A 22,302-nucleotide genomic window follows, 5' to 3' on the forward strand; every position below is an offset into this window, starting at 1 on the left:
TCTCACTTTCATAATTTAAGAAGATGGCAAGATATACAGGACCAAAATCAAAAATCGCCCGTAAATTCGGAGAAGCGATATTCGGAGACGATAAATCTTTTGAAAAAAAGAATTACCCTCCAGGACAGCATGGAAATGCAAGGCGTAGAGGAAAGAAATCCGAGTATTCCGTTCAGCTAATGGAAAAGCAAAAAGCTAAGTATTCCTACGGCATATTGGAAAAACAATTTAGAAATCTTTTTGCAAAAGCCAACCGAAGCAAAGGTGTTACCGGTGAAGTATTGCTTCAGTTATGTGAATCACGGTTAGATAACGTGGTGTACCGTTTGGGTATATCACCTACGAGAAGCGGAGCAAGACAGTTAGTTTCACACAGGCATATAACCGTAAACGGTGAGTTGGTCAATATACCTTCCTACAGTCTAAAGCCCGGTGATGTAGTCGGTGTTCGTGAAAAGTCAAAATCTTTACAAAGTATTCAGGATTCCTTAGCTGCGAACAGTTCGGTCTACGAATGGATGACATGGAACTCTGCCACAATGCAGGGTAATTTTGTTGCCGTTCCAGAAAGAATTCAGATTCCTGAAAATATCAAGGAACAACTAATCGTCGAGTTATACTCTAAATAAACAACACTGATCAAATTATGGCATTATTTAATTTTCAGAAGCCCGATAAAGTAATAATGATCGATTCTTCGGATTTCGAAGGGAAGTTTGAATTTCGTCCTTTGGAACCCGGTTATGGATTAACTGTTGGGAATGCATTAAGAAGGGTATTGCTTTCCTCCTTAGAGGGGCATGCCATTACGTCCGTTAGGATCGACAAGGTAGAACACGAGTTCTCCGTAATCCCAGGAGTTGTTGAAGATGTAACCGAGATTATCTTAAATTTAAAACAAGTTCGTTTTAAGAAGCAGATAGAGGATTCGGAAGCGGAGATAGTTTCTATATCCGTTAGCGGTAAAGATCAGTTAACAGCAGGTGATTTTCAGAAATTTATATCCGGTTATCAAGTACTGAATTCCGATTTGGTTATCTGTAATATGGATTCCAACGTGAATATCAATATGGAGATTACTATTGAGAAAGGAAGGGGCTACGTCCCAGCCGAGGAAAATAAAAAATCCGGCACGCCGATTGGTACCATAGCTATCGATTCTATTTTTACACCAATAAAAAATGTAAAGTATAGTATTGAGAATTTCCGTGTAGAACAAAAGACGGATTATGAGAAACTAGTTTTCGAAATTGTGTCAGATGGGTCTATTCACCCTAAAGATGCGCTTACCGAAGCTGCCAAAGTTTTGATACATCACTTTATGTTGTTTTCGGATGAACGTATAACCTTAGAGGCCGATGAGATAGCACAAACGGAGACCTATGACGAGGAGTCCCTGCACATGCGACAATTGTTAAAAACAAAACTTGTAGATATGGACTTGTCCGTGCGTGCACTAAATTGTTTAAAGGCGGCCGAGGTCGATACGCTTGGGGATTTGGTTTCTTTTAACAAAAACGATTTGATGAAGTTTAGAAACTTTGGCAAGAAATCTTTGACCGAGTTGGAAGAGCTTGTAATTAACAAAGGTCTTAGCTTTGGAATGGATTTGTCAAAATATAAATTGGATAAGGATTAAATAATCATATTTTGCTCTCCGCCAGTTGGTGGATATGGTAGCAAGATGATAAAATAAAAACATGAGACACGGTAAAAAAGTAAATCATTTAGGCAGAAAAAAGGCGCATAGGCATGCAATGTTAGCGAACATGGCCTGTTCCTTAATAGAACATAAAAGAATAAACACCACGGTTGCCAAGGCCAAAGCCTTAAAACAGTTTATAGAGCCTTTGATTACAAAATCTAAAGCTGATAATAATAAGTCTGCTGAAAAAGGAACACATAATAGACGTGTTGTTTTCAAAAATTTAAGAGACAAACATGCTGTAACCGAATTGTTCGGTGTGGTTTCCGAAAAAGTAGCGGACAGACCGGGTGGGTATACAAGAATTATAAAGTTAGGCTCACGTTTGGGGGATAACGCAGACATGGCAATGATAGAGTTGGTAGATTTCAATGAAATTTATAATGCTGGTAAACCTGCCAAGAAGTCTACAAGAAGAAGTAGAAGAGGTTCTGGGTCTAAAACCGAGACCGCTCCTGCGGAGGTAATCGAAGAAGCAGAAGTTGTTACCAATGTTGATGCGCAGGCAGAGACAGAAGACAAAACGGATGACACAGTTAAAAACGATGACTCTGAAAAATAGGATGTCGATAAATAGTGATAATTTTAAAAGGATAAGCAGCAATGCTTATCCTTTTTTTATGTTTTTTTGTTAAATTTTAATCTAGTAAAATACAGTATGAAGTATCAATCCAAGAAGAAAGCACTGATATTGTTAGCCGATGGAACTATTTTTCATGGAAAGGCAGTTGGGGATAAAGAGGGTACGGCCTTTGGTGAGGTTTGTTTTAATACCGGTATGACAGGGTATCAAGAGATTTTCACGGACCCATCGTATTTTGGTCAATTAATGGTCACGACCAATGCACATATTGGAAACTATGGCACTAGTATCCATGAATCCGAATCGGAAACCGTAAAGATAGCTGGGTTAATATGTAAGAACTTTAGTTATGATTACTCAAGGCCTTTGGCCGATTTAAGTTTAGAGGAATTTTTGGAGAAAAATAAGTTGTTTGCCATTTCTGACGTGGATACCCGGGCGTTGGTCAGTTATATAAGGGATAACGGCGCAATGAACGCTGTTGTTTCTACTGATGTCAACAATATTGAAGGCCTGAAGAAAAAATTAAAAGAAGTGCCAAGCATGGAAGGTTTGGAACTTGCCTCGAAGGTCTCTACAGAAGAAGCTTATTATTATGGAAAGGAAAATGCTACGTATAAAATAGCGGCACTAGATATTGGAATCAAAAAAAATATACTTAGAAATCTTGCTAAAAGAGACGCCTATATTAAGGTGTTTCCGTACAATGCAAGTTTTGAGGAAATGTCCGCTTGGAACCCTGATGCTTATTTTATCTCAAACGGACCCGGTGACCCAGAACCTTTAACGGACGCTATTGCTGCGGCAAAGGGAATGATAGCTTCGGGCAAGCCGTTATTCGGTATATGTTTAGGGCATCAGGTAATTGCACTTGCAAACGGGGTGTCTACCTATAAAATGCATAATGGTCACAGAGGAATTAATCACCCTGTATTGAATAAAGTCACCGGTAAGGGCGAAATTACCTCACAAAATCATGGCTTTGCTATCAATAGGGAAGAAACAGAGGCAAATGCCCTTTTGGAAATTACGCATGTGCATTTGAACGATCATACGGTCGCCGGTATTAAAATGAAGGATAGGGATGTATTCTCTGTACAATATCACCCGGAGGCAAGTCCCGGGCCGCATGATGCGGATTATCTGTTTGACGATTTTTTTGGTTTGATACAGAAAAACACAAAAGAGACGGTAAAAGTTTAAAAAATCATTGGATTACAGTAAATATTTGATGGGATAGCATTCCTATGGGAACATGGGTTTTGTACCTTTATCCCGCAATAATAATCACAAAATAAAGCATAGAATGAGTATTATATTAAGTGTTCACGCGAGACAGATTTTAGATTCTAGAGGTAATCCTACCGTAGAGGTAGATGTAATTACGGAAAATGGTGTAATGGGAAGAGCGGCTGTTCCTTCTGGAGCTTCTACCGGTGAGCACGAAGCTGTTGAACTTCGGGATGGCGGTAGTTCCTATATGGGCAAGGCCGTTACCAAGGCGGTTTCTAACGTAAATACCATAATCGCCGAAGAAATTTTGGGAATGTCTGTTTTTGAGCAGAATTTGTTAGATCAAACCATGATAGATTTGGACGGTACGCCCAACAAATCAAAACTTGGGGCTAATGCTATCCTAGGTGTTTCATTGGCTGCTGCCAAAGCTGCCGCAAACGAACTGGGATTATCCTTGTTTAGGTACGTTGGAGGGGTTAGCGCCAATACGCTTCCGGTCCCAATGATGAACATTATAAACGGTGGTTCGCATTCAGATGCACCTATTGCTTTTCAGGAGTTTATGGTTATGCCGGTGAAGGCGAAAAGTTTTTCTCATGCCATGCAAATGGGAACCGAGATTTTCCACAACCTAAAAAAGGTCTTGCATGATAGGGGTTTGAGCACGGCGGTAGGCGATGAGGGAGGTTTTGCCCCAAATTTAGCTGGTGGTACGGAAGATGCCTTGGATACCATAGCTATAGCGGTAGAAAAAGCAGGTTATAAGTTGGGTGATGATGTTATGATCGCTCTGGATTGTGCCGCGGCAGAGTTCTTTGTTGATGGTAAATATGATTACACGAAATTTGAAGGCGACAAAGGAATTATTCGCACATCGGAGGAGCAGGCGCAGTATTTGGCCGATCTTTCCGCAAAATACCCTATTCTCTCTATAGAGGACGGCATGGATGAAAATGATTGGGACGGTTGGAAATCCTTGACGGATAAAATTGGGGATAAAGTACAATTGGTAGGAGATGACCTCTTCGTTACCAATGTAGAAAGATTGTCTACCGGTATCGAAAAAGGAATTGCGAATTCTATATTGATCAAGGTTAACCAAATAGGAACGCTTACCGAAACCATTGCGGCGGTTAATATGGCAAAAAATGCAGGATATACTTCGGTAATGTCCCATCGTTCCGGTGAAACGGAAGATAACACCATTGCAGATCTGGCCGTGGCATTGAATACAGGACAAATAAAAACCGGTTCGGCATCTAGATCGGATCGTATGGCGAAATATAATCAGTTGCTAAGAATTGAGGAAGAATTAGGAAGTATGGCTTATTACCCTCAGGAAAAAGCGTTTAAGATCAACTGATTTACGTACTTGTAGTTATTTAAGAGCCTTTCTTTATCGGAAGGGCTTTTTTTTTGGTTTAATCCAAAAAAGATACCTATCTTTTTCAGATATAAAATGAATCATCACCTACTCCTTTGATATGAATAATTTTCTTTTTGTTGCCGCCGAGAATGATGCTATTCCAAATTGTAAAGCAGGAGGTATGGGAGATGTGGTTAGAGACGTTCCAAGAGAAATATCGAAACGAGGTGATAAAGTTCATGTAGTTGTTCCGTCCTATTCCAGACTTCATAAGAACGGTGTTTTTAAGGCTAGTTTAGAATTTCAACTTAGGGGACAAAGCTATGAGGCCGAGTTGTATGAGGTCGTACCAAAAAAGATACTTCCCAATATTACACATTACGCTATACATCATCCGGAAATAACGGAGGGAGGTATAGCTCATATTTATCATGATGATCCAACAGAGCCTTTTTTTAATGATTTCATAAAGTTTATGATCTTTAATACTGCCGTGGCCCAGGCTATCAAAATAGAGGCTTTTGGTCCCTTGGATATAGTTCACATGCACGATTGGCACTCCAGTGCTATATTGTTTTTGAAAACCTACCATCCAAACTATACCGAATTAAAAAAGATGCGCTATGTGTACAGCATCCATAATCTGGCCATACAGGGTATTCGACCATTTTATGATAATTATGCATCCGTACATAATTGGTTTCCAGAAATAAATCTAGACCACAAGGCTCTAATGGATCCTCGTTACCAAGATTGTATCAATCTTATGGCCGTGGGTATTCGACTTGCGGATGCCGTACATACCGTTTCGCCTTCCTATAAGGAAGATGTATTGTTGCCCAGCAGAAAACCCGAGTTTATAGGAGGGGAAAGTCTGGAAGTAGATCTGCAAAAGGCGGATAATGAAGGCCGACTTTTTGGAATTTTGAACGCCTCTAATTACGGTAATATTAGAAAGGCGGAAAAAGGGTTCCTATACAGAAATACAGTCAAAGCTCTATTTAGATGGCTACAAGACGAATCTAAAAAGTACAAGGCCGATTTCTTGGCGCATACAGGTGAAAAAGTAATGGAATATGTTGGCAATAGACCAAAGTTTATTGTTTCTAGTGTCGCTAGATTAACCGAACAAAAATTTTATTTTTTTAAACGTTCTCCAGAAGCTTTGGAACTAATGCTTACTAGGTTGGAGTCTATTGGCGGAATTTTTATGTTACTGGGTACAGGTGATCCGGATTATGAAGAGCATTTTCGGAAGATGAGCTACAAATACAAAAATTTTATTTTTACCAACGGGCAGTCCGAGGATTTGATTGATTCCATATATCTTGAAACAGATCTTTATTTTATGCCTAGCTTATTTGAACCTTGCGGCATAAGTCAAATGTTGGCCATGCGCAATGGGAACCCATGTCTGGTGCACCACACCGGAGGCTTAAAAGATACCGTGCATCACATGAAAACAGGATTTGTTTTTGATGGGGACACCTATGATGAAAAAATAGACAACATGGTTCGCAGTTTTGACGAAGCCTTAACGATTTGGGAGCACGACCAACCGAAATGGAAAAAGATAAAAGCAAACGCTAAAAAGGCAAGGTTTACATGGGAAAAATCCTTGGATGAATACTACAGGTCACTTTATTTACTGTAAAGTCTTTTCCGGAGTTTTTAACCGCTTTATAGGCCGTGTTAATTATGATCTAAAGCGATTTACTTAATTGTTAAAATGAGTGCTTTTATGTAAATTTACTGTTTCATATAATATAAACAAGAATGTCAGATAAAGCTACTTTAGAGTATAATGGTAAGAGGTTTGAGTTTCCTGTAATTAAAGGAACGGAAGATGAGCTCGCTATAGATATTAAATCATTACGATCCACCACAAAAGGTATCATTACGATAGACCCGGGTTATAAGAATACCGGTTCATGTAAAAGTGAAATCACCTTTTTGGATGGGGAAAAAGGTATTTTAAGATATCGTGGTTATTCTATAGAGGAATTGGCCGAGAAGGCAGATTTTCTAGAGGTTGCCTACTTATTGATTTTTGGTGAGCTACCGAATAAGGAACAATTGGAGGCTTTTCATGTTGATATAAAAAACGAGTCCCATGTAGACGAAGAAATGAAAAAGATTTTGGACGCTTTTCCAAAATCGGCACATCCAATGGGCGTGCTGTCTTCCTTAACTAGTGCACTTATAGCTTTTAACCCAATTTCTGTAAACGTTACCTCTAAAGATGAGATGTACGGGGCCATAGTACGTATTTTAGCTAAGTTTCCCGTGTTGGTCGCTTGGACACTTAGAAAGAAAAAGGGCTTGCCATTGGATTATGGTGATGATTCCCTTGGATATGTGGAGAATATCCATAAAATGATGTTCAAAAAACCTTCTCAAGAATATAAAAGAAATAAGATTGTTATCGATGCGCTGGATAAACTGTTGATTCTCCATGCGGACCATGAGCAGAATTGTTCTACATCTACCGTACGTATCGTTGGTTCTTCCCATGCTGGACTTTTCGCCTCACTATCAGCAGGAATTTCCGCCTTGTGGGGTCCGTTGCATGGTGGTGCAAACCAGGCTGTTCTAGAAATGTTGGAAGCGATTCAGCAAGATGGTGGCGATACTAAAAAGTATATGGCCAAGGCCAAGGATAAGAACGATCCCTTTAGGTTAATGGGCTTTGGACATAGAGTATACAAGAATTTTGATCCACGCGCGAAAATTATAAAAGTAGCCGCGGAAGAAGTGCTGGCAGATTTGGGAATAGACGATCCTATTTTGGAAATAGCAAAAGGGCTGGCGAAAGAAGCCTTGGAAGATCCTTATTTTGTAGATCGTAAATTATATCCTAATGTGGATTTCTACTCCGGGATAATTTATAGAGCCTTAGGTATTCCAACGGAGATGTTCACGGTGATGTTCGCTTTAGGAAGATTGCCCGGCTGGATTGCCCAGTGGAGAGAAATGCGTTTGAACGGAGAACCTATTGGCAGACCAAGACAAATATATGTTGGAGAAACCCATAGACCATTTGTTAAACTGGACAAAAGGTAGATTGCTACCTTATAAAAAAACAAAAAAGCTCTTTTAGTGTAAAGGAGCTTTTTTTTGGTTAAAAACCTGATGTAAACTTAGATATAGTTATGCTTAAACTGAACATTAAAGATGAAATAGCTCCCTTGAAAGCAGTTGTTTTGGGCACGGCCAAAAGCTGTGGCCCAACTCCTGCTCCAGAGGATGCCTACGATCCAAAGTCGTTGGAACATATTCTTGCCGGTACCTATCCCTTAGAAGCGGATATGATAAGAGAAATGGAAGCGTTCGCAGCGGTATTTCGTAAATACGGTGTTACCGTATTTAGGCCCGAAGTTTTAGAGAATTGTAACCAGATTTTTTCTAGGGACATTGCCTTTGTAATAGAGAATAAACTGATAATTGCGAATATTCTTCCGGATAGGGAACAGGAGGTGGAAGCAATTTTACATGTTTTGGACAAGATCGATGAAAAGCATATACTACATCCACCGGAAGAAGTTCATGTAGAGGGCGGAGATGTAATGCCTTGGAACGACTATATTTTTATAGGCACCTATTCGGCAGCGGATTACGCGGAACATATCACTGCAAGAACCAATAAAAAGGCAGTAGATTGGATCAGCAGGCAATTTCCGAACAAAAACATTAAATCATTTGAGCTTAGAAAATCCAAAAACGCCCGGGAAAATGCGCTGCACTTGGATTGTTGTTTTCAACCTTTAGGAAAAGGGAAAGCCATACTTCATAAAAACGGATTTTTGGTAGAAGATGAATATGAATGGTTAGTAGAATTTTTTGGCCCTGAAAACATTTTCGAAATCACGGCAGATGAAATGTACCACATGTTCAGCAATGTATTTTCCATTTCCCCGGACGTGGTGGTTTCCGAAAAGAACTTTACCCGACTTAATAGCTGGTTAAGAGATCAGGGGTTTACCGTTGAGGAAATACCCTATGCGGAAATAGCCAAACAGGAAGGACTTTTAAGATGTAGTACATTGCCCTTGATCAGGGAATAATCAACATATATTATGCAGATAACCAACACAATTTTGATGATACGCCCGGTTGCCTTTCGCATGAACGAACAAACTGCGGTAAATAACTATTTTCAGGAAGATTTGGCCATTAAGAGCCAAACGATAAATGAGAGGGCACAAAAAGAGTTCGATGATTTTGTAGCTATTCTAAGGCAGAACGGGGTTAACGTTATCGTAGTTGACGATAAAAAGGAAAATGACACACCGGACTCTATTTTTCCAAATAATTGGGTCTCTTTTCATAAATCGGGTACAGTGGTCGTATATCCCATGTTCGCCGAAAACCGCCGTAAGGAAAGAAGGGCCGATATTTTTGATATCTTAGAGGATAAAGGATTTGTAATAAAGGACATTGTAGATTATACATCGGCCGAGGAAGCCGGTGTTTATCTAGAAGGGACAGGTAGTATTCTAAAGGATAGGGTAAACCAAAAGGCGTATTGTGCCCTTTCCGAAAGAGCCGATGAAGAACTGTTCATAGAATATTGTGAGGATTTTGAATGCTTTCCGGTCATTTTTACGGCAAATCAGACCGTTGATGGCAAACGGCTGCCCATTTATCATACCAATGTAATGATGGCCATGGCAGAAACTTTTGTGGTAATTTGCCTTGATACCATTGACAACAAAAAGGAGCGAAAGCAAGTTGTACGACATTTAAAAGAGGACGGCAAGGAAATTATTGCCATATCGGAACAACAGATGCATCATTTTGCGGGCAATATGTTACAGGTTATAGGAGCAGACGACAAACGCTTTATGGTCATGAGTTCTGCTGCTTACCATTCCTTAAATTCAGCTCAAATAAAAGCAATAGAAAGCCACTGCGATATCATTCATAGTTCTTTGGAGACCATAGAGACCTGCGGTGGTGGCAGTGCAAGATGTATGATGGCAGAGGTGTTTTTGCCCAAGGCTTAAGGTTTTTTATCCATTCAAATAACTATAGGAAATATGGACATTACCATTAACGTAAACGGAAATCCCCGAACGCTAACCATTAAAGACGTAAACACGCCTTTGCTCTGGGTTATTAGGGATATGTTGGAGTTAAAAGGGACGAAGTTCGGCTGTGGAAAAGCGGCCTGTGGCGCCTGTACCTTACATGTAGATGGGGAAGCGGTGCGCTCCTGCTCGTACCCGGTTAAATTGGCCCAAGGAAAACAAATTACGACCATAGAGGGACTGGGTTCCAAGGAAAATCCGCATCCGGTGCAGCAGGCTTGGATCGAAGAAATCGTCCCCCAATGTGGTTACTGCCAACCCGGATTTATGATGGCAACTGCTGCACTATTGGACAAGATTCCGCAACCTACCGATGAGGATATAGATTCCGCTATTACCAATGTATGCCGTTGCGCCACCTATTACCGTATGCGAAAAGCCATTCATAAAGCTGCCGCATTGAATACTGCGAAAGAAGTAACCGAATCTGAAAATCCGTAAGTATGGCAGAAAGGAAAAAAGTATCCAGGCGAAAATTTTTGGTAAGAGGTGGTTTGGGAACTCTAGGGGTACTTGCCGTGGGCACCTACTTGTTCAGAAATCCGATCCGCAGAAAAATAGCTGGTGCCATAAATACGGCGGATGCGCCCTATCAAGGCAATACTGGTACGCCCATTGTTTGGTTTGAAATTACCCAAGATAATACCGTGGTTCTGCACAGCCCCAAGGTAGAAATGGGACAAGGAACTTTTACAGGTCTTGCACAAATGGCCGCGGATGAATTGGAGGTTTCCATGAGCCAAATCAGTGTGGTGCATGCCAATTCTGCCTCTGGAAATATGGATGGTTTTGCTACAGGCGGCAGTACCTCGATCTCTGCACTATGGATGCCGTTACGAGAACTCGCAGCAACATTGAGGGAAATGATAAAGTTGGAAGCGGCTAAAAAACTGCAGGTCGATGTCGCTACCCTCAGCGTAGTGGATGGGGTTATTTTGAACGGGGAAAGAAGAATGACGTATGCCCAAGCAATGGAAGGTGTCTCGGAATGGGTAATTCCGGATACTCCGGAGTTAAAACCTATTGCCGACTACAAGTTTATAGGAAAGCCCATTGCAAGGGTAGATCTAGAAGATAAGGTATTTGGGGCGCCTATTTTTGGCATGGATGCCACCATGCCCGATATGCTTTATGGTGCCGTAGTACGACCTTCAAGAATTGGGTCGACCTATCTGGGAGCGGATACGTCCAAAGCGGAAGGAATGCCTGGTGTGGTCAAAGTGGTCAAAGAAACCGACTTTGTAGGTGTTGTGGCGAAGTCGTTAATAGAGGCCGAGAATGCCAAAGAGGCAATCGAGGTTCAGTGGGAAACGCAAGGCGATATTCAGACATCCGATATCAGAGCTATGGTAACCGTAGGAAAGGGAACGCCTTTTGTAATACAGAAAGAAGGGAATTCCGATGGTGTTTTGAGCGAAGATGATACCACTATTATATCCGAGTACTGGAGTCCGATCGGCGCGCATGCCCAATTGGAGCCCAATGGTTCCCTTGCCTATGTAACCGAGGATAAGGCTCTGGTGATGTTATCTACACAGGTGATAAACCTCACTCGTAACGAAATTGCGGAGCGACTAGGTTTTGAACCCGAACAAGTAAATATTATCCCTACATTTTTAGGCGGCGGATTTGGAAGGAGATTGCATACGCCCAACGCCATTCAGGCGGCACTGTTGTCAAAAGCAGTAGGCAAGCCGGTAAAATGCTTTTTTACTAGAAAGGAAGAATTTCAGAACGATACCTTTCGCCCGCCCACACACCATGTGCTAAAAGGAAAATTGAATGCAGACGGCATGATCGAAGCCTTGGAGCATAATGTATCCAGCGGCGATGTTGCCTTTGGTTCTCCCATGCTACCTGGTATATTGGAACCCGTTTTGGGTGCCGATTTAGGTGCATGGCGTGGGGGAATGATTCAGTATGGGGCTATTCCTAATTACCAAGCGGTTTCCTGGCGGGTGAAATTGCCTTTCGCTACCAGTTGGTGGCGAAGTTTAGGTCTTTTGGCCAATACCTTTGCGATCGAAAGTTTTATGGATGAACTCGCGGTAACCGCAGGTAAAAATCCGGCTGAATTCAGATTGTCCCAAATTCAGGATGACGATAGGGGCAAACGCTTAAAGTCCGTCATAAAAGCAGTAGTAGAAAAAGCAGGCTATACCGATACCATCATTAATGGAAGAGCTATGGGGCTTGCCGTTTCAACCGATGCCAATACGCCTTGTGCCCAAGTTGTGGCCGTTTCCGTAGAAAACAAGGAGATAAAAGTGCATAAGGTTACCTGTGCGATGGACCCTGGACTTGCCGTAAACCCTGATCAGGTACGAGCCCAATGTGAGGGAGCAATAATCATGGGAATGAGTGCGGCCATGTTCGAGAAGATGGAGGTAGAAAATGGAGAACTTACGCCAACGAACTACGGGCCGTACCAAATGGCCTTGATGAAACATGCCCCCAAAGAGATCGATGTGGTATTGCTCCAAGGTTCGGATACACCGGGTGCCGTTGGTGAACCGCCGCTTGGCCCTATAGGTGCCGCTATTGCAAATGCCGTGTTTAGGCTTACAGGAGAACGACTAAGGGAAATGCCCTTCCAATTGACATGAGTATAAGGCTTATTAGACCTTGTTTCTGGACTTGGCAATATTCCGGATCATCCCGCCAAAAATAAAATAGTGGAGAGGTACAATACTGTACCAATACAACCTACCTCGTAAACCTCTGGGTCTAAAGGTTGCGGTTTGGTGCAATACGTTGTTATTATCGATACGGAATTCCAGCCAAGCTTCTCCGGGAAGTTTCATTTCGGCGAAAAGCAACAATCGCCTTCCTTTTTTATCGGCTAAGAGTACGCGCCAAAAATCAAGGGCATCTCCGGCATATATTTTATTGGGATGGGTTCTTCCGCGCCGTAGCCCCACACCACCGATCAATTTATCTAAAAAACCACGTATTTTCCACAACCAATTCCCGTAGTACCAGCCGTTTTCCCCACCAATTTTCCAAATATTTTCCAGAACCTGTTTGGGATCCTCTATGCTTAGGGTCTGTATGTCCCGTAGCACGCCAAATTTTGGAACCTGTATGTATTTTTCCAGATTTTTGTTAAAACGACCGCTTATCATACTGTCCTTCCAACTGCTTACCACAAGGTTCTGTTCTATTTTCACAAAAGCCATGTCCAAGGCTTCTCTGTAGGTATGTGGTGTCATTCCTAAAAGTTTAGCCAATCGTTGGTCTTTGGCAACTACCTCGATTCTCATGCTATCTACAAGATTAAGCGCCAAGGTATAGGAGGTAGACGTAACAAAGTATAACCAATAAGAGGATAGTTTGGGAGTCATTACAGGAACGGTATAGATCCAGTTTTTAAAACCTCTCGCCCTAGCATATTGGTGCAACATTTCCTTGTAGGTAAGCACATTCGGACCCGCAATGTCAAACGAATCGTTATAGGTGGCTTCATTGCCTAGAACACCGGTAAGAAAATGAATGACATCTCGGATGGCGATGGGCTGTGTTTTGGTGAGGACCCATTTCGGGGTAATCATAAAGGGTAGTTTTTCGCACAGATCTCGTATAATTTCAAACGAGGAACTTCCTGAACCTACGATAATCCCCGCTCTTAATACGGTCAAGCTAAAATCCCCCTTGTATAGAATTTCTTCTACGTTTTTACGTGACCAAAGGTGTTTGGATAGGTTGGCATCGTTGACGATTCCGCTGAGGTATATCACCTGTTTTATATTCGTTTTTGCCACATAAGCATTGAAAGTGGTAGCCGTTTTGGCTTCTAGTTCGTCAAAATCCGTGGTGGAGGTACTCATGGAATGGATAAGGAAGTAGGCGGCATCCAGATCTTTTGGTAATAGGCTTGGTTGTACTTCCTTTAAAAAGTCTATTTCTACAACCTGTATGTGCTTTCGTGTTTCGGCATCTACCGAGAGTCGGTCCGCATCCCTAACCGCACACACCACTTCGTGTCCGGCCTCCAGTAATTGTGGCAGCAGTCGCATTCCTATATAGCCATTGGCACCGGTAAGGAGAATCTTCATGTTTTGGGGATTTGGAACATTTTAACTATTATGATAAAGGGGTAAAGTGTTAGGAATATCAATAGGAATATAATAAACCAGCTGAGGTTGATCCATTGTACCCTTAGCGCTATTAAAATACTATGTAGGCTAATTACTAGAAATACCAGTACGGTACCCATATTTAGCCATACCAGCATCCGGATAGAAAGTGCATAAAGAGCCGTTGCGTTTTTTTCTGTTACTTGGGTAGGGTAGTTATAATTCCATGGTTTCATGCGTATGGTCAGCAACCATAGCGCATAAAACGTTCCCAAGCTTAAAATTGGGAGCGCCCAGAGGTTCATTTTACTACCAAAACCATCGGCCTCACCTTTTAAATTAAAGTGGGTAGGTATGGTGTTCGGTAAGTCAAAGTAAAAAACACCTATCACGATAAAATGCAATCCAACCAGTATACATCCGATCCGCATCAATAAACGGTCGGTTTTAGTAGGTTTTACCTCAATTTTGGGTTGTTTTCTAAACATGAAAGTTATTTTTCCAGCATCCAGCATCCAGCATCCAGCATCCAGCATCCAGCATCCAGCATCCAGCATCCAGCATCCAGCATCCAGCTTCTTACAAATCATCAATAGAAGTAGGGGCGTTATCGGCCTTATATCCTAGTATCCGAGAAAAGAACTTTTGTACTGCTTTGGTATCCGATTCCACCTTTATAAAGTAATTATCTCTGTATACGGAGTAGACCGATGCCTGTCCTTTATAAATAGTGAGTTTGTAATAGGGAATAACAAGGGCAAAAGTTTCTAAAAGAGACCTGAACCGAACGATAATGCCTTTAGGTCTAATTTCTATATTACAGGTATCCCTGTTGTTGTCCAAAATAAGCAGGTTTCTAATTTCTACGCTGGTTTCCGTAATAATGAGCTTTGGCGAACCAATACCCCCCATTTTCCATCGTTCTTTTAAAGTGAAGGGTTTCCCTACCGCCTCATCGACTTTTTCAGTTATCGCTTTATTGTTATAGGATACGTTTACTAACATTTGGCATTTTTCTTTAAAGTTAATAAAAGGGAAATGGAAACTGCGGGTTGTGGAGGGATAAGTGTAAAAATGATTAGTTTTGCACCCTTAATTACCCACGTATGAAGATTCAGGAAGTACTAGAGAAAAAAGTAATCGAGGCCATTGGCAATATCTATGACGTAAACTTACCTACAGTCGAGTTTCAACCTACGAGAAAGGATTTTGAAGGCGATGTTACCGTGGTCGTTTTTCCTATGCTTAGACATGTAAAGGGTAACCCGGTGCAAATAGGTGAACAGGTAGGCACTTATTTAAAAAAGGAACTGGAAATGATTACGGATTTTAACGTGGTCAAGGGGTTTTTAAACTTGGTTTTTTCCGATGCTTACTATCTCGATTTTTTTAATACGATACTAGGCAACTCTTCTTACGGACTCGTACCACCTTCCGATGATGCGGTATTGGTAGAGTATTCCTCGCCTAATACCAATAAGCCCTTACATCTGGGTCATATTCGGAATAACTTGTTAGGATATTCCGTGGCCGAAATTTTAAAGGCCTCCGGGAAAAAGGTCTACAAAACCCAGATCATTAACGATCGTGGTATCCATATCTGTAAAAGCATGTTGGCGTGGCAGCGTTTTGGGAATGGGGAAACCCCGGAAAGTACGGGGCTGAAAGGGGATAAACTGGTTGGTAATTACTACGTAGCTTTTGATAAGGCATACAAGGACGAGGTTGCTGCCATGGTCAAAGAAGGAGTGGATAAAAAAATAGCCGAAAAAGAAGCCCCCATTCTGTTAGCTGCCCAGCAAATGCTTTTAAAATGGGAGGCTGGTGATGAAGAAGTCGTGACCTTGTGGAAAAAAATGAACGGCTGGGTGTACGAAGGTTTTGATATTACGTACAAGAACCTGGGAGTTGATTTTGACTCCTATCTCTACGAAAGTGATACCTATTTGTTGGGAAAGGATGTGGTTGCGGACGGATTGCAACGGGGGGTGTTTTATAAAAAGGAAGATGGTAGTGTTTGGATAGATTTGACCGAGGATGGACTGGACGAAAAAATTGTCTTACGGTCCGATGGTACCGCGGTCTACATGACCCAAGACATTGGTACGGCCATACAAAGGGTAAAAAATCATCCGGATATCAATGGGATGGTCTATACCGTAGGCAACGAACAGGATTACCATTTTAAAGTGCTATTTCTGATTCTTAAGAAACTAGGTTTTTCATGGGCCGATAAGCTATACCACCTAAGCTATGGCATGGTAGACCTCCCTAGCGGTAAAATGAAGAGTAGGGAAGGAACCGTTGTGGATGCCGATGACCTTATGGAAGAAATGACACAGACGGCTAAAGCTATTTCAGAGGATTTGGGAAAATTGGAGGGGTACTCCGATGAAGAGAAGCAATCGCTCTATAAGATGATAGGTTTGGGTGCCTTAAAATACTATATCTTAAAAGTAGACCCGAAGAAGCGGATTTTATTTGACCCAGAGGAATCGGTAGATTTTCAGGGAAATACCGGGCCATTTATTCAATATACCTATGCAAGGATACAATCCATTTTAAGAAAAGCCAAGGACACGGGTGTGCAATGGCAAAGCCAAGTAAACATAGGCGAATTACATTCCAAGGAAAAGGAGCTGATCAAGCAATTACAGATTTTTCCGGATACCGTTCAATTGGCGGCCGAGAATTATAGTCCGGCCGTAATCGCGAACTATACCTATGACCTGGTGCGCGAATTTAACTCCCTGTACCAGCAGGTTTCCATTTTGGGGGAAACGGATGAACAGAAGAAAGTACTTCGAGTACAATTGTCCCAAAAGGTTGGGGAGGTCATCCAAACCGCTCTTAGGCTCTTGGGAATTTCAGTTCCTGAGCGGATGTAGGATAGAAAGATAGAAATGGAAATTTTAGTCGATATTTTTGCGATCGGTTGCTTGGTTTCCATTTTTGGATACTTTTTGTACATCGTTTACTATACCTTGGATTTATTCTTTCTTAATCCATTTGTTCATATTCTACCATTAACGGAAAAAGAAAAAAGAACAATTGAGGAGTACCCCCCGTTTTATAATACGCTTAACGGTCCAATTAAAAAAAAGTTCGAGAAAAGGGTAGTTCGTTTTAGGCATCGCAAGCAAATACACTTTCATAACGATGTAAAGGAAGTAGCCAAAATTAGATTGTTACTTTCCGCCACAGGTGCTATGCTGACTTTGGGTATGGCAGATTTTTTAATTTTATCCATTGAAAAAATCATTGTATATCCATCCAAATATTATTCTGCGATAACCAAACGGGACCATTACGGTGAATACAACCGGGGACTAAAGACCATTATTTTTTCGGCCGAGCAGTTGGTAAAAGGATTCAGGATTCCTAATGATAATATCAACTTAGCCGTGCACGAGTTCGCCCATGCCCTAAGCTTTAACGTGGTAAATAAATTAAATGTGAGGTCTTTCTTTTTTATTTTTGGAATGCAGAGAATGAAACGGGTATTGTCCGACGGCCATTTTCTGGCAAAATGGGAGGCAAGCGGCTATTTTAGGGCCTATGGTAAAACGAATGTACACGAGTTTTTTGCCGTGGCGTTAGAAAGTTTCATTGAAACCCCAAAGACGTTTGAACATCATTTTCCACAACTGTTCAAAATGGTAAGAGCGATGCTTAATATGGGATTTTATAGACTGCCCTAAAAGGTTTTTTTTAACCTTTTTTAGGTAGGGCTATATACGGAATCGCAGTTGGTCAAGGGTTCGCTTTTTGGAGAATATGGGGCTACAGGTTAAAAGCGAATTCTAAAACTCGCATTTGGGGTTACCCCTAAAGAAAGCCGTTCCACTCGTTCTAGTGTATCGGCATCATTCAATCTAAAAAAGGTATTCAGATTATTTCTTCTATTGGTAAAGTTAAGCACCGATACTCCTGCCGATGCTTTTATGTTATCCGTTATAGAAAAGTCATAAATCGCCGAAAAATCTGCCCTAAAATATTCGGCTAGCCTTTCTGTATTAGGTGCCTGGTAAACGATTTGGTTGGGTACGACCGTATTATCAACAGGATTAATGGCATCTGGTAGGGTAAACGGTCGTCCGGAACGGTAGTTAAAACCAAGTCCCAATTTAAGCTGTTTGTAGGTGTAGTTTCCTGCTAGGGTAGCAGTATGCCTCACGTCCAGATTGTTGGGGAAAGAGCTTGGAACCAGTGTGTTGAAGCTATAGTCGTTCTGATTATAGGTATAGCTGAGCCAGATACTGTAGGTGTCTGTCTTTTTGTTCAGAAGAAGTTCGATGCCCTTTATGGCATAGCTTCCTACTTCCCCGTTAAATTGGTTTTGGTTCTGGAAGCCTTGTGTACGTACATTAATGCCATCTACCTCTTTGTAAAAGGCCTCTATCCCGGCATAAAAACTATTTTGATCATAGTTTACGCCCCAAGAGCCCTGCTTACTTCTGGTAATGGGCAAACGGTTGCCATCTGCCAGCACCCACCTCCGTTTTTCTATACCTAAAAAGTTTTGTTCCAGATCTATAATTTGGTTCGTGGTCTGACTTTTAAACTCTCCCAAAATTTCGGTTTTAAAAAAGGGCGCCAAGGTGTAGCTTACATTTAGTCTGGGCTCTAAAATCGCTTCATCAAAAGTATCCGGGTTTTGTATGTAGTTCAATCGGCCACCGGCCTTGGCCGCCAGTTTTTGGTTTGGAGATCGGTAACTTAGTTCGGAATAGAGGGCCTGGTTGTAGATTACCCCTTTACTATTGCTCAGGAATTCCGGTTCGTTCAGTTCGGTTCTATTCGCTATTCCCGTTTCTGTAAGATGGTAGCCATTATCCCATTTTAAGTCCTCGCTTAGTTGTAGGGTTGTGTTCAGTTTGGCACTTTTTTCAATAACGAGATTGTTTTGAACAAGGCGTTGTCTGGCTTCATTGGAAATGCTCAACGCGTTTAATTGATACTTGGTGTGGTACACGCTTAGCCGGGTAGAAAAATTTGTAGTCCAATCGCTTTCCAATATGCCACCGAAAGAAAGGTTGGTTTGATCCAAATAGCTGAGGTTGGTTGGGCTGCCGTCCAGATCACTTTCCTCATAGTCCAAATTGTTTTTAATATGGATCAAGCTTATGCGTAGGCGATGGTACGGGTTGAAATCATACAATACCTTTCCGGTAAAATCATAAAAGTAAAAATCGCTATCTGCCTGTACATCGGTATCCTGAAATGCTTTTTGGGAAAAGGTAGTATACGTAGGGGTGTCGATAAAATCCGTGTGGGAGCGCCTACCGGAAAACTGCAGGGCCAAATTATCGGTTAGTGCAACCTGGCCGTAGGCGTCCCCACTTATCAAGTTAAATCCGGCACCGCCAAAGAAATTGTTCGTTATGGTGTTTTTGGTGCGCATATCCAGCACACCGCTAACACCGTCTCCGTAGCGCGCACTGGATCCATTTTTTATGACCGTTACCTTATCCGTTAGGTATGGGTTGAAGGCCGATATCAACCCAAAAAAATGTCCGGACTGGTACATTTTGATGCCGTCCCATAAGATCAGGTTTTGGTCGTTGGTACCTCCTCTTATGTTGATATCGGACACCGTTTCGTCCACGCTTTTTATACCGGGTAGGGCTTGTATGGTCTGTAGGATATCCGGTTCGCTAAGGCCGGGAAGGATTCCGAAACCACCCGTGTTAAGTTCTATGCTGCCATCCGTTAATTTGGTTAGTCCTTCGGTAAGGAATTTATAAACAACGACTTCCTCAAGTTCCTGATAACTTTGCACCATTGCCACCACGCTACAGGGTTGTTGTATCAGTTTTTCGGCAGGGACAAAGCGTGTTTTAAAACCGATATGGTTGATCTGTATGGTGGCAGTTCTTGGTATATCCGACAGGGAAAAATTACCCTCCAAATCGGTAATAATGGATTTGGAGCTCCCCAATACCTGTATCGTAGCTCCGGGTATCGTATTCTTTTGGAAATTATCAAGGACGCGTGCACAGATGGTAATCCTGTTCTTTTGGGATATACTATAATACCTATCGCTTACTTTTTTAATAATAAGCGGGGTACGCTGTTGAATCTGGGCCAATATGGCATCCAAATCAACTTCATTAGGTTTTTCCAGTTCAATACCTGAAAGCACCGTATCCAAATATGAAAATTTAATCCGATGGCTTTCTTCCAGTTCTTTGATAAGTTGAATAATGCCCATGGTCTTCTTGGGCTGTTCTTGACCAAGGCCTTTTCCTAGCGGAAGTAAAAGACTTATGCATAAAAGAAAGAAAGAAAGTTTATTCAGGTGCGTTTTCCTCATAGAATTGCACATTATTCCCCTCTAAGGTAAAGCTAATTTGTAGCGGAATACTAATGCTTTTAAGCGCAAGGTCCGTGTCGGTGTTGCTAAATGTTCCCGTGAACAGCATATTTGCGTCTATACCTTTACTGTCTACATTGATATTATGTTGTCTTTCGAACTCGGCCAACACATATTTTAGGGGAATACTTTGAAAACTACTTTCGTTTCGAAGCCATGAGGGTTCTCCGTTTATGGGTGCGCTATTTTTTGATAGATTGCCGTTGATCGCTATAATGGAGTTTCCGGCAGGTACCTTGGTTTCCTGTCCCTGGTAGAGGACACTGACCAAGCCTTCGTAGCAGGTGACTTCAAAAAAATTCTCCCTGTTCTTTACGTTAAACTGCGTTCCTAGCACGGTAACGGTACCCTGATCCGTGGTTACGGTAAAGGTCTTTCCTTTGGCAACTTTAAAAAAAGCTTCTCCCTGTAGGCTAAGCGTTCGGTTTTCGTCCCAGTTTTTATCATCGTAGGATAAGGTAGATGCTGCATTTAATCTTACTTCTGACGTATCGGGTAAAACAATTTCTTTATTTTCGGCGTACTGGGTGCTAACAGTGGTATCCAATGAGTTCAAGTACATGAAAGCAGCTCCCAAAACCAGTACCGCTGCGGCTGCAACCCTAAGAAAGGATTTGAACGGCGATAACGTAAGTAGTTTGGGTTCCTCTTGTGTACGCTTAGTTTCTAGTTGTTTCCATGCCTCATCCGCATCAAAATCAGGTGCCTCCATGGTTGCCGTAGTTTCCTTTATTTTTAAATACGTAGCATAGGTATCGGACTTTTTAAACTCCGAAAGTTCTGCCTCCGTTAGCTCATTATTGAGCCATTTTGCCAAGTAATCTTCTTGCATTCCTTTTTGTCTTATACGTTAATAACAATTGTTCTTCTAAAAACCCTACTTTGTTCAGTAATCAGTAATCAGTAATCAGTAAAAAGTAATGAGTATTGAGTAATCAGTATTCAGTATTCAGTAATTGAAGTGGTTTAAACTTTTCACGTTCAAGCGAAAATTAGAAATTTTATGACCATTTGAAGGCTTTTTTGAGTTGCATAGCATAGCTATGGAAAGAAAAAAAGACAAAAAATGGGCGAAAAAGAGCAATTTTTTAGCTAACGGAAAAAGTTTAAATGACTTCATTGTGAAAAGGATAAACAAGTATCCCGCAGATAAAGGCTCCCTGTTTTAAATCGTAAAATCAAAAATAACAATCGTTTTTTCCTTTTCTAAGGTCCTGTGTCCTGTGTCCTGTGTCCTGTGTCTTGTTTCTTTTGTCCAATTTCATTTTTTCAACTACCAACTTTTAGATTCCATCAATTTTTTCCCTAAGACTTTTTAGCGCCAAGTGCATGCGTTTTTCTATTGCTTTAACGCTTACACCTTCTAGTTGAGCAATTTCGGCATACTTTAATCCGTCTATTCTGTTCATTAAAAATGTAGCCCGTTGGTTTTCCGGTAAGCTGTTCAGAGCGGCATCCAGTTTTTCCTTGAACTGGCCCTCCTCCATTAGAAACTCCGGATTCTCGTTCGTGGTCTTTAAACTTTTGTCCGCATACTTCAAGCGGACTTTCTCGGCCTTTAAAACATTCAAGTACAGGTTGTTTGCCACGGTATATAAAAAAGACTTTGCTTTTGTGGGTGGTACCTTGGCACAGTTTTCCCAGAGCTTCATAAAAGCTTCCTGTACGGCATCGTGTGCCTTTTCCTCATTGCCATACTTATAAAAAATATGGTTGAAAATCGTTTTGGAATTGGTCTTGAAAATACCTGCGTACACCTTTTCCTCGCACACATGCTCTTGTTCTGCCATTTAGAAAACTTGGATTGCCACTAAAGGTATTTTAAAAAAACGGAATACAAAAAGTAGGGTATTTTTAAAATGCGTTGTTT

19 protein-coding genes are annotated in these 22,302 nt (G+C 41.4%); 13 read left to right on the forward strand and 6 right to left on the reverse strand.

All coding sequences use genetic code 11. The features are described 5' to 3' along the window. Positions 1 to 23: 23 nt before the first annotated feature. The 11 genes from rpsD to ACFQZJ_RS04535 all read left to right on the forward strand — a co-directional run bounded on the left by rpsD (position 24) and on the right by ACFQZJ_RS04535 (position 12,586). Complete coding sequence (rpsD, locus tag ACFQZJ_RS04485) at positions 24 to 629, forward strand: 30S ribosomal protein S4 (protein WP_379932605.1); 606 nt, start codon at positions 24 to 26, stop codon at positions 627 to 629. Positions 630 to 646: 17 nt separating this feature from the next. Then, positions 647 to 1,639 carry a DNA-directed RNA polymerase subunit alpha gene (locus ACFQZJ_RS04490; RefSeq protein ID WP_379932607.1) on the forward strand — a complete coding sequence of 331 codons (993 nt, stop codon included), beginning with the start codon at positions 647 to 649 and terminating at the stop codon, positions 1,637 to 1,639. Between the two features lie 61 nt (positions 1,640 to 1,700). Beyond that, on the forward strand, positions 1,701 to 2,267 hold the full coding sequence (rplQ, locus tag ACFQZJ_RS04495) for a 50S ribosomal protein L17 (protein WP_379932608.1): 567 nt from the start codon (positions 1,701 to 1,703) through the stop codon (positions 2,265 to 2,267). 96 nt (positions 2,268 to 2,363) lie between these two features. Beyond that, positions 2,364 to 3,491: a glutamine-hydrolyzing carbamoyl-phosphate synthase small subunit gene (gene carA / locus ACFQZJ_RS04500; RefSeq protein WP_379932610.1), complete on the forward strand. Its 1,128-nt coding sequence runs from the start codon at positions 2,364 to 2,366 to the stop codon at positions 3,489 to 3,491. Between the two features lie 103 nt (positions 3,492 to 3,594). After that, a complete protein-coding gene (gene eno / locus ACFQZJ_RS04505) occupies positions 3,595 to 4,887 on the forward strand; it encodes a phosphopyruvate hydratase (RefSeq protein ID WP_379932612.1) in 1,293 nt (430 codons plus the stop codon). Positions 4,888 to 5,008: 121 nt separating this feature from the next. Further along, positions 5,009 to 6,544, forward strand: a complete 1,536-nt coding sequence (locus ACFQZJ_RS04510) for a glycogen synthase (protein ID WP_379932614.1) — start codon at positions 5,009 to 5,011, stop codon at positions 6,542 to 6,544. A gap of 122 nt (positions 6,545 to 6,666) precedes the next feature. After that, positions 6,667 to 7,953, forward strand: a complete 1,287-nt coding sequence (locus tag ACFQZJ_RS04515) for a citrate synthase (protein ID WP_379932616.1) — start codon at positions 6,667 to 6,669, stop codon at positions 7,951 to 7,953. Positions 7,954 to 8,042: 89 nt separating this feature from the next. Further along, entirely contained in the window at positions 8,043 to 8,954 is a 912-nt protein-coding gene (locus ACFQZJ_RS04520; protein WP_379932618.1) for a dimethylarginine dimethylaminohydrolase family protein, read from the forward strand. A 12-nt stretch (positions 8,955 to 8,966) separates the two neighbouring features. Next, positions 8,967 to 9,896 carry a citrulline utilization hydrolase CtlX gene (gene ctlX / locus ACFQZJ_RS04525; RefSeq protein ID WP_379932619.1) on the forward strand — a complete coding sequence of 310 codons (930 nt, stop codon included), beginning with the start codon at positions 8,967 to 8,969 and terminating at the stop codon, positions 9,894 to 9,896. A gap of 33 nt (positions 9,897 to 9,929) precedes the next feature. Next, positions 9,930 to 10,421, forward strand: a complete 492-nt coding sequence (locus tag ACFQZJ_RS04530) for a (2Fe-2S)-binding protein (protein WP_379932621.1) — start codon at positions 9,930 to 9,932, stop codon at positions 10,419 to 10,421. 2 nt (positions 10,422 to 10,423) lie between these two features. Beyond that, positions 10,424 to 12,586 (forward strand): xanthine dehydrogenase family protein molybdopterin-binding subunit, encoded by a 2,163-nt coding sequence (locus ACFQZJ_RS04535; protein WP_379932622.1) that lies wholly within the window; start codon positions 10,424 to 10,426, stop codon positions 12,584 to 12,586. A 12-nt stretch (positions 12,587 to 12,598) separates the two neighbouring features. Here the strand turns inward: ACFQZJ_RS04535 and ACFQZJ_RS04540 are convergent, their stop codons facing one another. From ACFQZJ_RS04540 to ACFQZJ_RS04550, 3 genes are read right to left on the reverse strand one after another with little or no spacing between them, the layout of a single operon-like run. Beyond that, complete coding sequence (locus ACFQZJ_RS04540) at positions 12,599 to 14,035, reverse strand: SDR family oxidoreductase (protein ID WP_379932624.1); 1,437 nt, start codon at positions 14,033 to 14,035, stop codon at positions 12,599 to 12,601. Beyond that, positions 14,032 to 14,646 (reverse strand): DUF1648 domain-containing protein, encoded by a 615-nt coding sequence (locus tag ACFQZJ_RS04545; RefSeq protein ID WP_379932625.1) that lies wholly within the window; start codon positions 14,644 to 14,646, stop codon positions 14,032 to 14,034. The genes ACFQZJ_RS04540 and ACFQZJ_RS04545 overlap by 4 nt, the downstream gene beginning before the upstream one ends. Further along, complete coding sequence (locus ACFQZJ_RS04550) at positions 14,636 to 15,061, reverse strand: hypothetical protein (RefSeq protein ID WP_379932627.1); 426 nt, start codon at positions 15,059 to 15,061, stop codon at positions 14,636 to 14,638. Before ACFQZJ_RS04550 ends, ACFQZJ_RS04545 begins: the two co-directional genes overlap by 11 nt. 101 nt (positions 15,062 to 15,162) lie before the next feature. Here ACFQZJ_RS04550 and argS point away from each other — a divergent pair, with 101 nt between their 5' ends. Both argS and ACFQZJ_RS04560 read left to right on the forward strand, forming a co-directional pair. Next, positions 15,163 to 16,944: an arginine--tRNA ligase gene (gene argS, locus ACFQZJ_RS04555; RefSeq protein WP_379932628.1), complete on the forward strand. Its 1,782-nt coding sequence runs from the start codon at positions 15,163 to 15,165 to the stop codon at positions 16,942 to 16,944. A 15-nt stretch (positions 16,945 to 16,959) separates the two neighbouring features. Beyond that, the gene (locus tag ACFQZJ_RS04560; protein WP_379932629.1) at positions 16,960 to 17,757 is read left to right on the forward strand and encodes a zinc-dependent peptidase; all 798 of its coding nucleotides are present in this window, start codon (positions 16,960 to 16,962) and stop codon (positions 17,755 to 17,757) included. An 89-nt stretch (positions 17,758 to 17,846) separates the two neighbouring features. Here the strand turns inward: ACFQZJ_RS04560 and ACFQZJ_RS04565 are convergent, their stop codons facing one another. The 3 genes from ACFQZJ_RS04565 to ACFQZJ_RS04575 all read right to left on the reverse strand — a co-directional run bounded on the left by ACFQZJ_RS04565 (position 17,847) and on the right by ACFQZJ_RS04575 (position 22,222). Next, positions 17,847 to 20,372: a TonB-dependent receptor gene (locus tag ACFQZJ_RS04565; RefSeq protein WP_379932630.1), complete on the reverse strand. Its 2,526-nt coding sequence runs from the start codon at positions 20,370 to 20,372 to the stop codon at positions 17,847 to 17,849. Next, positions 20,350 to 21,264: a FecR family protein gene (locus tag ACFQZJ_RS04570; RefSeq protein ID WP_379932631.1), complete on the reverse strand. Its 915-nt coding sequence runs from the start codon at positions 21,262 to 21,264 to the stop codon at positions 20,350 to 20,352. Before ACFQZJ_RS04570 ends, ACFQZJ_RS04565 begins: the two co-directional genes overlap by 23 nt. A gap of 451 nt (positions 21,265 to 21,715) precedes the next feature. Further along, complete coding sequence (locus ACFQZJ_RS04575) at positions 21,716 to 22,222, reverse strand: RNA polymerase sigma factor (RefSeq protein WP_379932632.1); 507 nt, start codon at positions 22,220 to 22,222, stop codon at positions 21,716 to 21,718. Positions 22,223 to 22,302: the final 80 nt, after the last annotated feature.

This window comes from Maribacter chungangensis (assembly GCF_042676845.1).
Taxonomy (GTDB): domain Bacteria; phylum Bacteroidota; class Bacteroidia; order Flavobacteriales; family Flavobacteriaceae; genus Maribacter; species Maribacter chungangensis.

What these genes read in the sequence shown, in the direction of transcription:
- ACFQZJ_RS04560 (WP_379932629.1), top strand. Translation starts at nt 16,960, where the DNA reads ATGGAAATTTTAGTCGATATTTTTGCGATCGGTTGCTTGGTTTCCATT.
- carA (WP_379932610.1), top strand. Translation starts at nt 2,364, where the DNA reads ATGAAGTATCAATCCAAGAAGAAAGCACTGATATTGTTAGCCGATGGA.
- argS (WP_379932628.1), top strand. Translation starts at nt 15,163, where the DNA reads ATGAAGATTCAGGAAGTACTAGAGAAAAAAGTAATCGAGGCCATTGGC.
- ACFQZJ_RS04550 (WP_379932627.1), bottom strand. Translation starts at nt 15,061, where the DNA reads ATGTTAGTAAACGTATCCTATAACAATAAAGCGATAACTGAAAAAGTC.
- ACFQZJ_RS04565 (WP_379932630.1), bottom strand. Translation starts at nt 20,372, where the DNA reads ATGAGGAAAACGCACCTGAATAAACTTTCTTTCTTTCTTTTATGCATA.
- ctlX (WP_379932619.1), top strand. Translation starts at nt 8,967, where the DNA reads ATGCAGATAACCAACACAATTTTGATGATACGCCCGGTTGCCTTTCGC.
- eno (WP_379932612.1), top strand. Translation starts at nt 3,595, where the DNA reads ATGAGTATTATATTAAGTGTTCACGCGAGACAGATTTTAGATTCTAGA.
- ACFQZJ_RS04540 (WP_379932624.1), bottom strand. Translation starts at nt 14,035, where the DNA reads ATGAAGATTCTCCTTACCGGTGCCAATGGCTATATAGGAATGCGACTG.
- ACFQZJ_RS04510 (WP_379932614.1), top strand. Translation starts at nt 5,009, where the DNA reads ATGAATAATTTTCTTTTTGTTGCCGCCGAGAATGATGCTATTCCAAAT.
- rpsD (WP_379932605.1), top strand. Translation starts at nt 24, where the DNA reads ATGGCAAGATATACAGGACCAAAATCAAAAATCGCCCGTAAATTCGGA.
- ACFQZJ_RS04515 (WP_379932616.1), top strand. Translation starts at nt 6,667, where the DNA reads ATGTCAGATAAAGCTACTTTAGAGTATAATGGTAAGAGGTTTGAGTTT.
- ACFQZJ_RS04575 (WP_379932632.1), bottom strand. Translation starts at nt 22,222, where the DNA reads ATGGCAGAACAAGAGCATGTGTGCGAGGAAAAGGTGTACGCAGGTATT.
- ACFQZJ_RS04490 (WP_379932607.1), top strand. Translation starts at nt 647, where the DNA reads ATGGCATTATTTAATTTTCAGAAGCCCGATAAAGTAATAATGATCGAT.
- rplQ (WP_379932608.1), top strand. Translation starts at nt 1,701, where the DNA reads ATGAGACACGGTAAAAAAGTAAATCATTTAGGCAGAAAAAAGGCGCAT.
- ACFQZJ_RS04545 (WP_379932625.1), bottom strand. Translation starts at nt 14,646, where the DNA reads ATGATTTGTAAGAAGCTGGATGCTGGATGCTGGATGCTGGATGCTGGA.
- ACFQZJ_RS04535 (WP_379932622.1), top strand. Translation starts at nt 10,424, where the DNA reads ATGGCAGAAAGGAAAAAAGTATCCAGGCGAAAATTTTTGGTAAGAGGT.
- ACFQZJ_RS04570 (WP_379932631.1), bottom strand. Translation starts at nt 21,264, where the DNA reads ATGCAAGAAGATTACTTGGCAAAATGGCTCAATAATGAGCTAACGGAG.
- ACFQZJ_RS04520 (WP_379932618.1), top strand. Translation starts at nt 8,043, where the DNA reads ATGCTTAAACTGAACATTAAAGATGAAATAGCTCCCTTGAAAGCAGTT.
- ACFQZJ_RS04530 (WP_379932621.1), top strand. Translation starts at nt 9,930, where the DNA reads ATGGACATTACCATTAACGTAAACGGAAATCCCCGAACGCTAACCATT.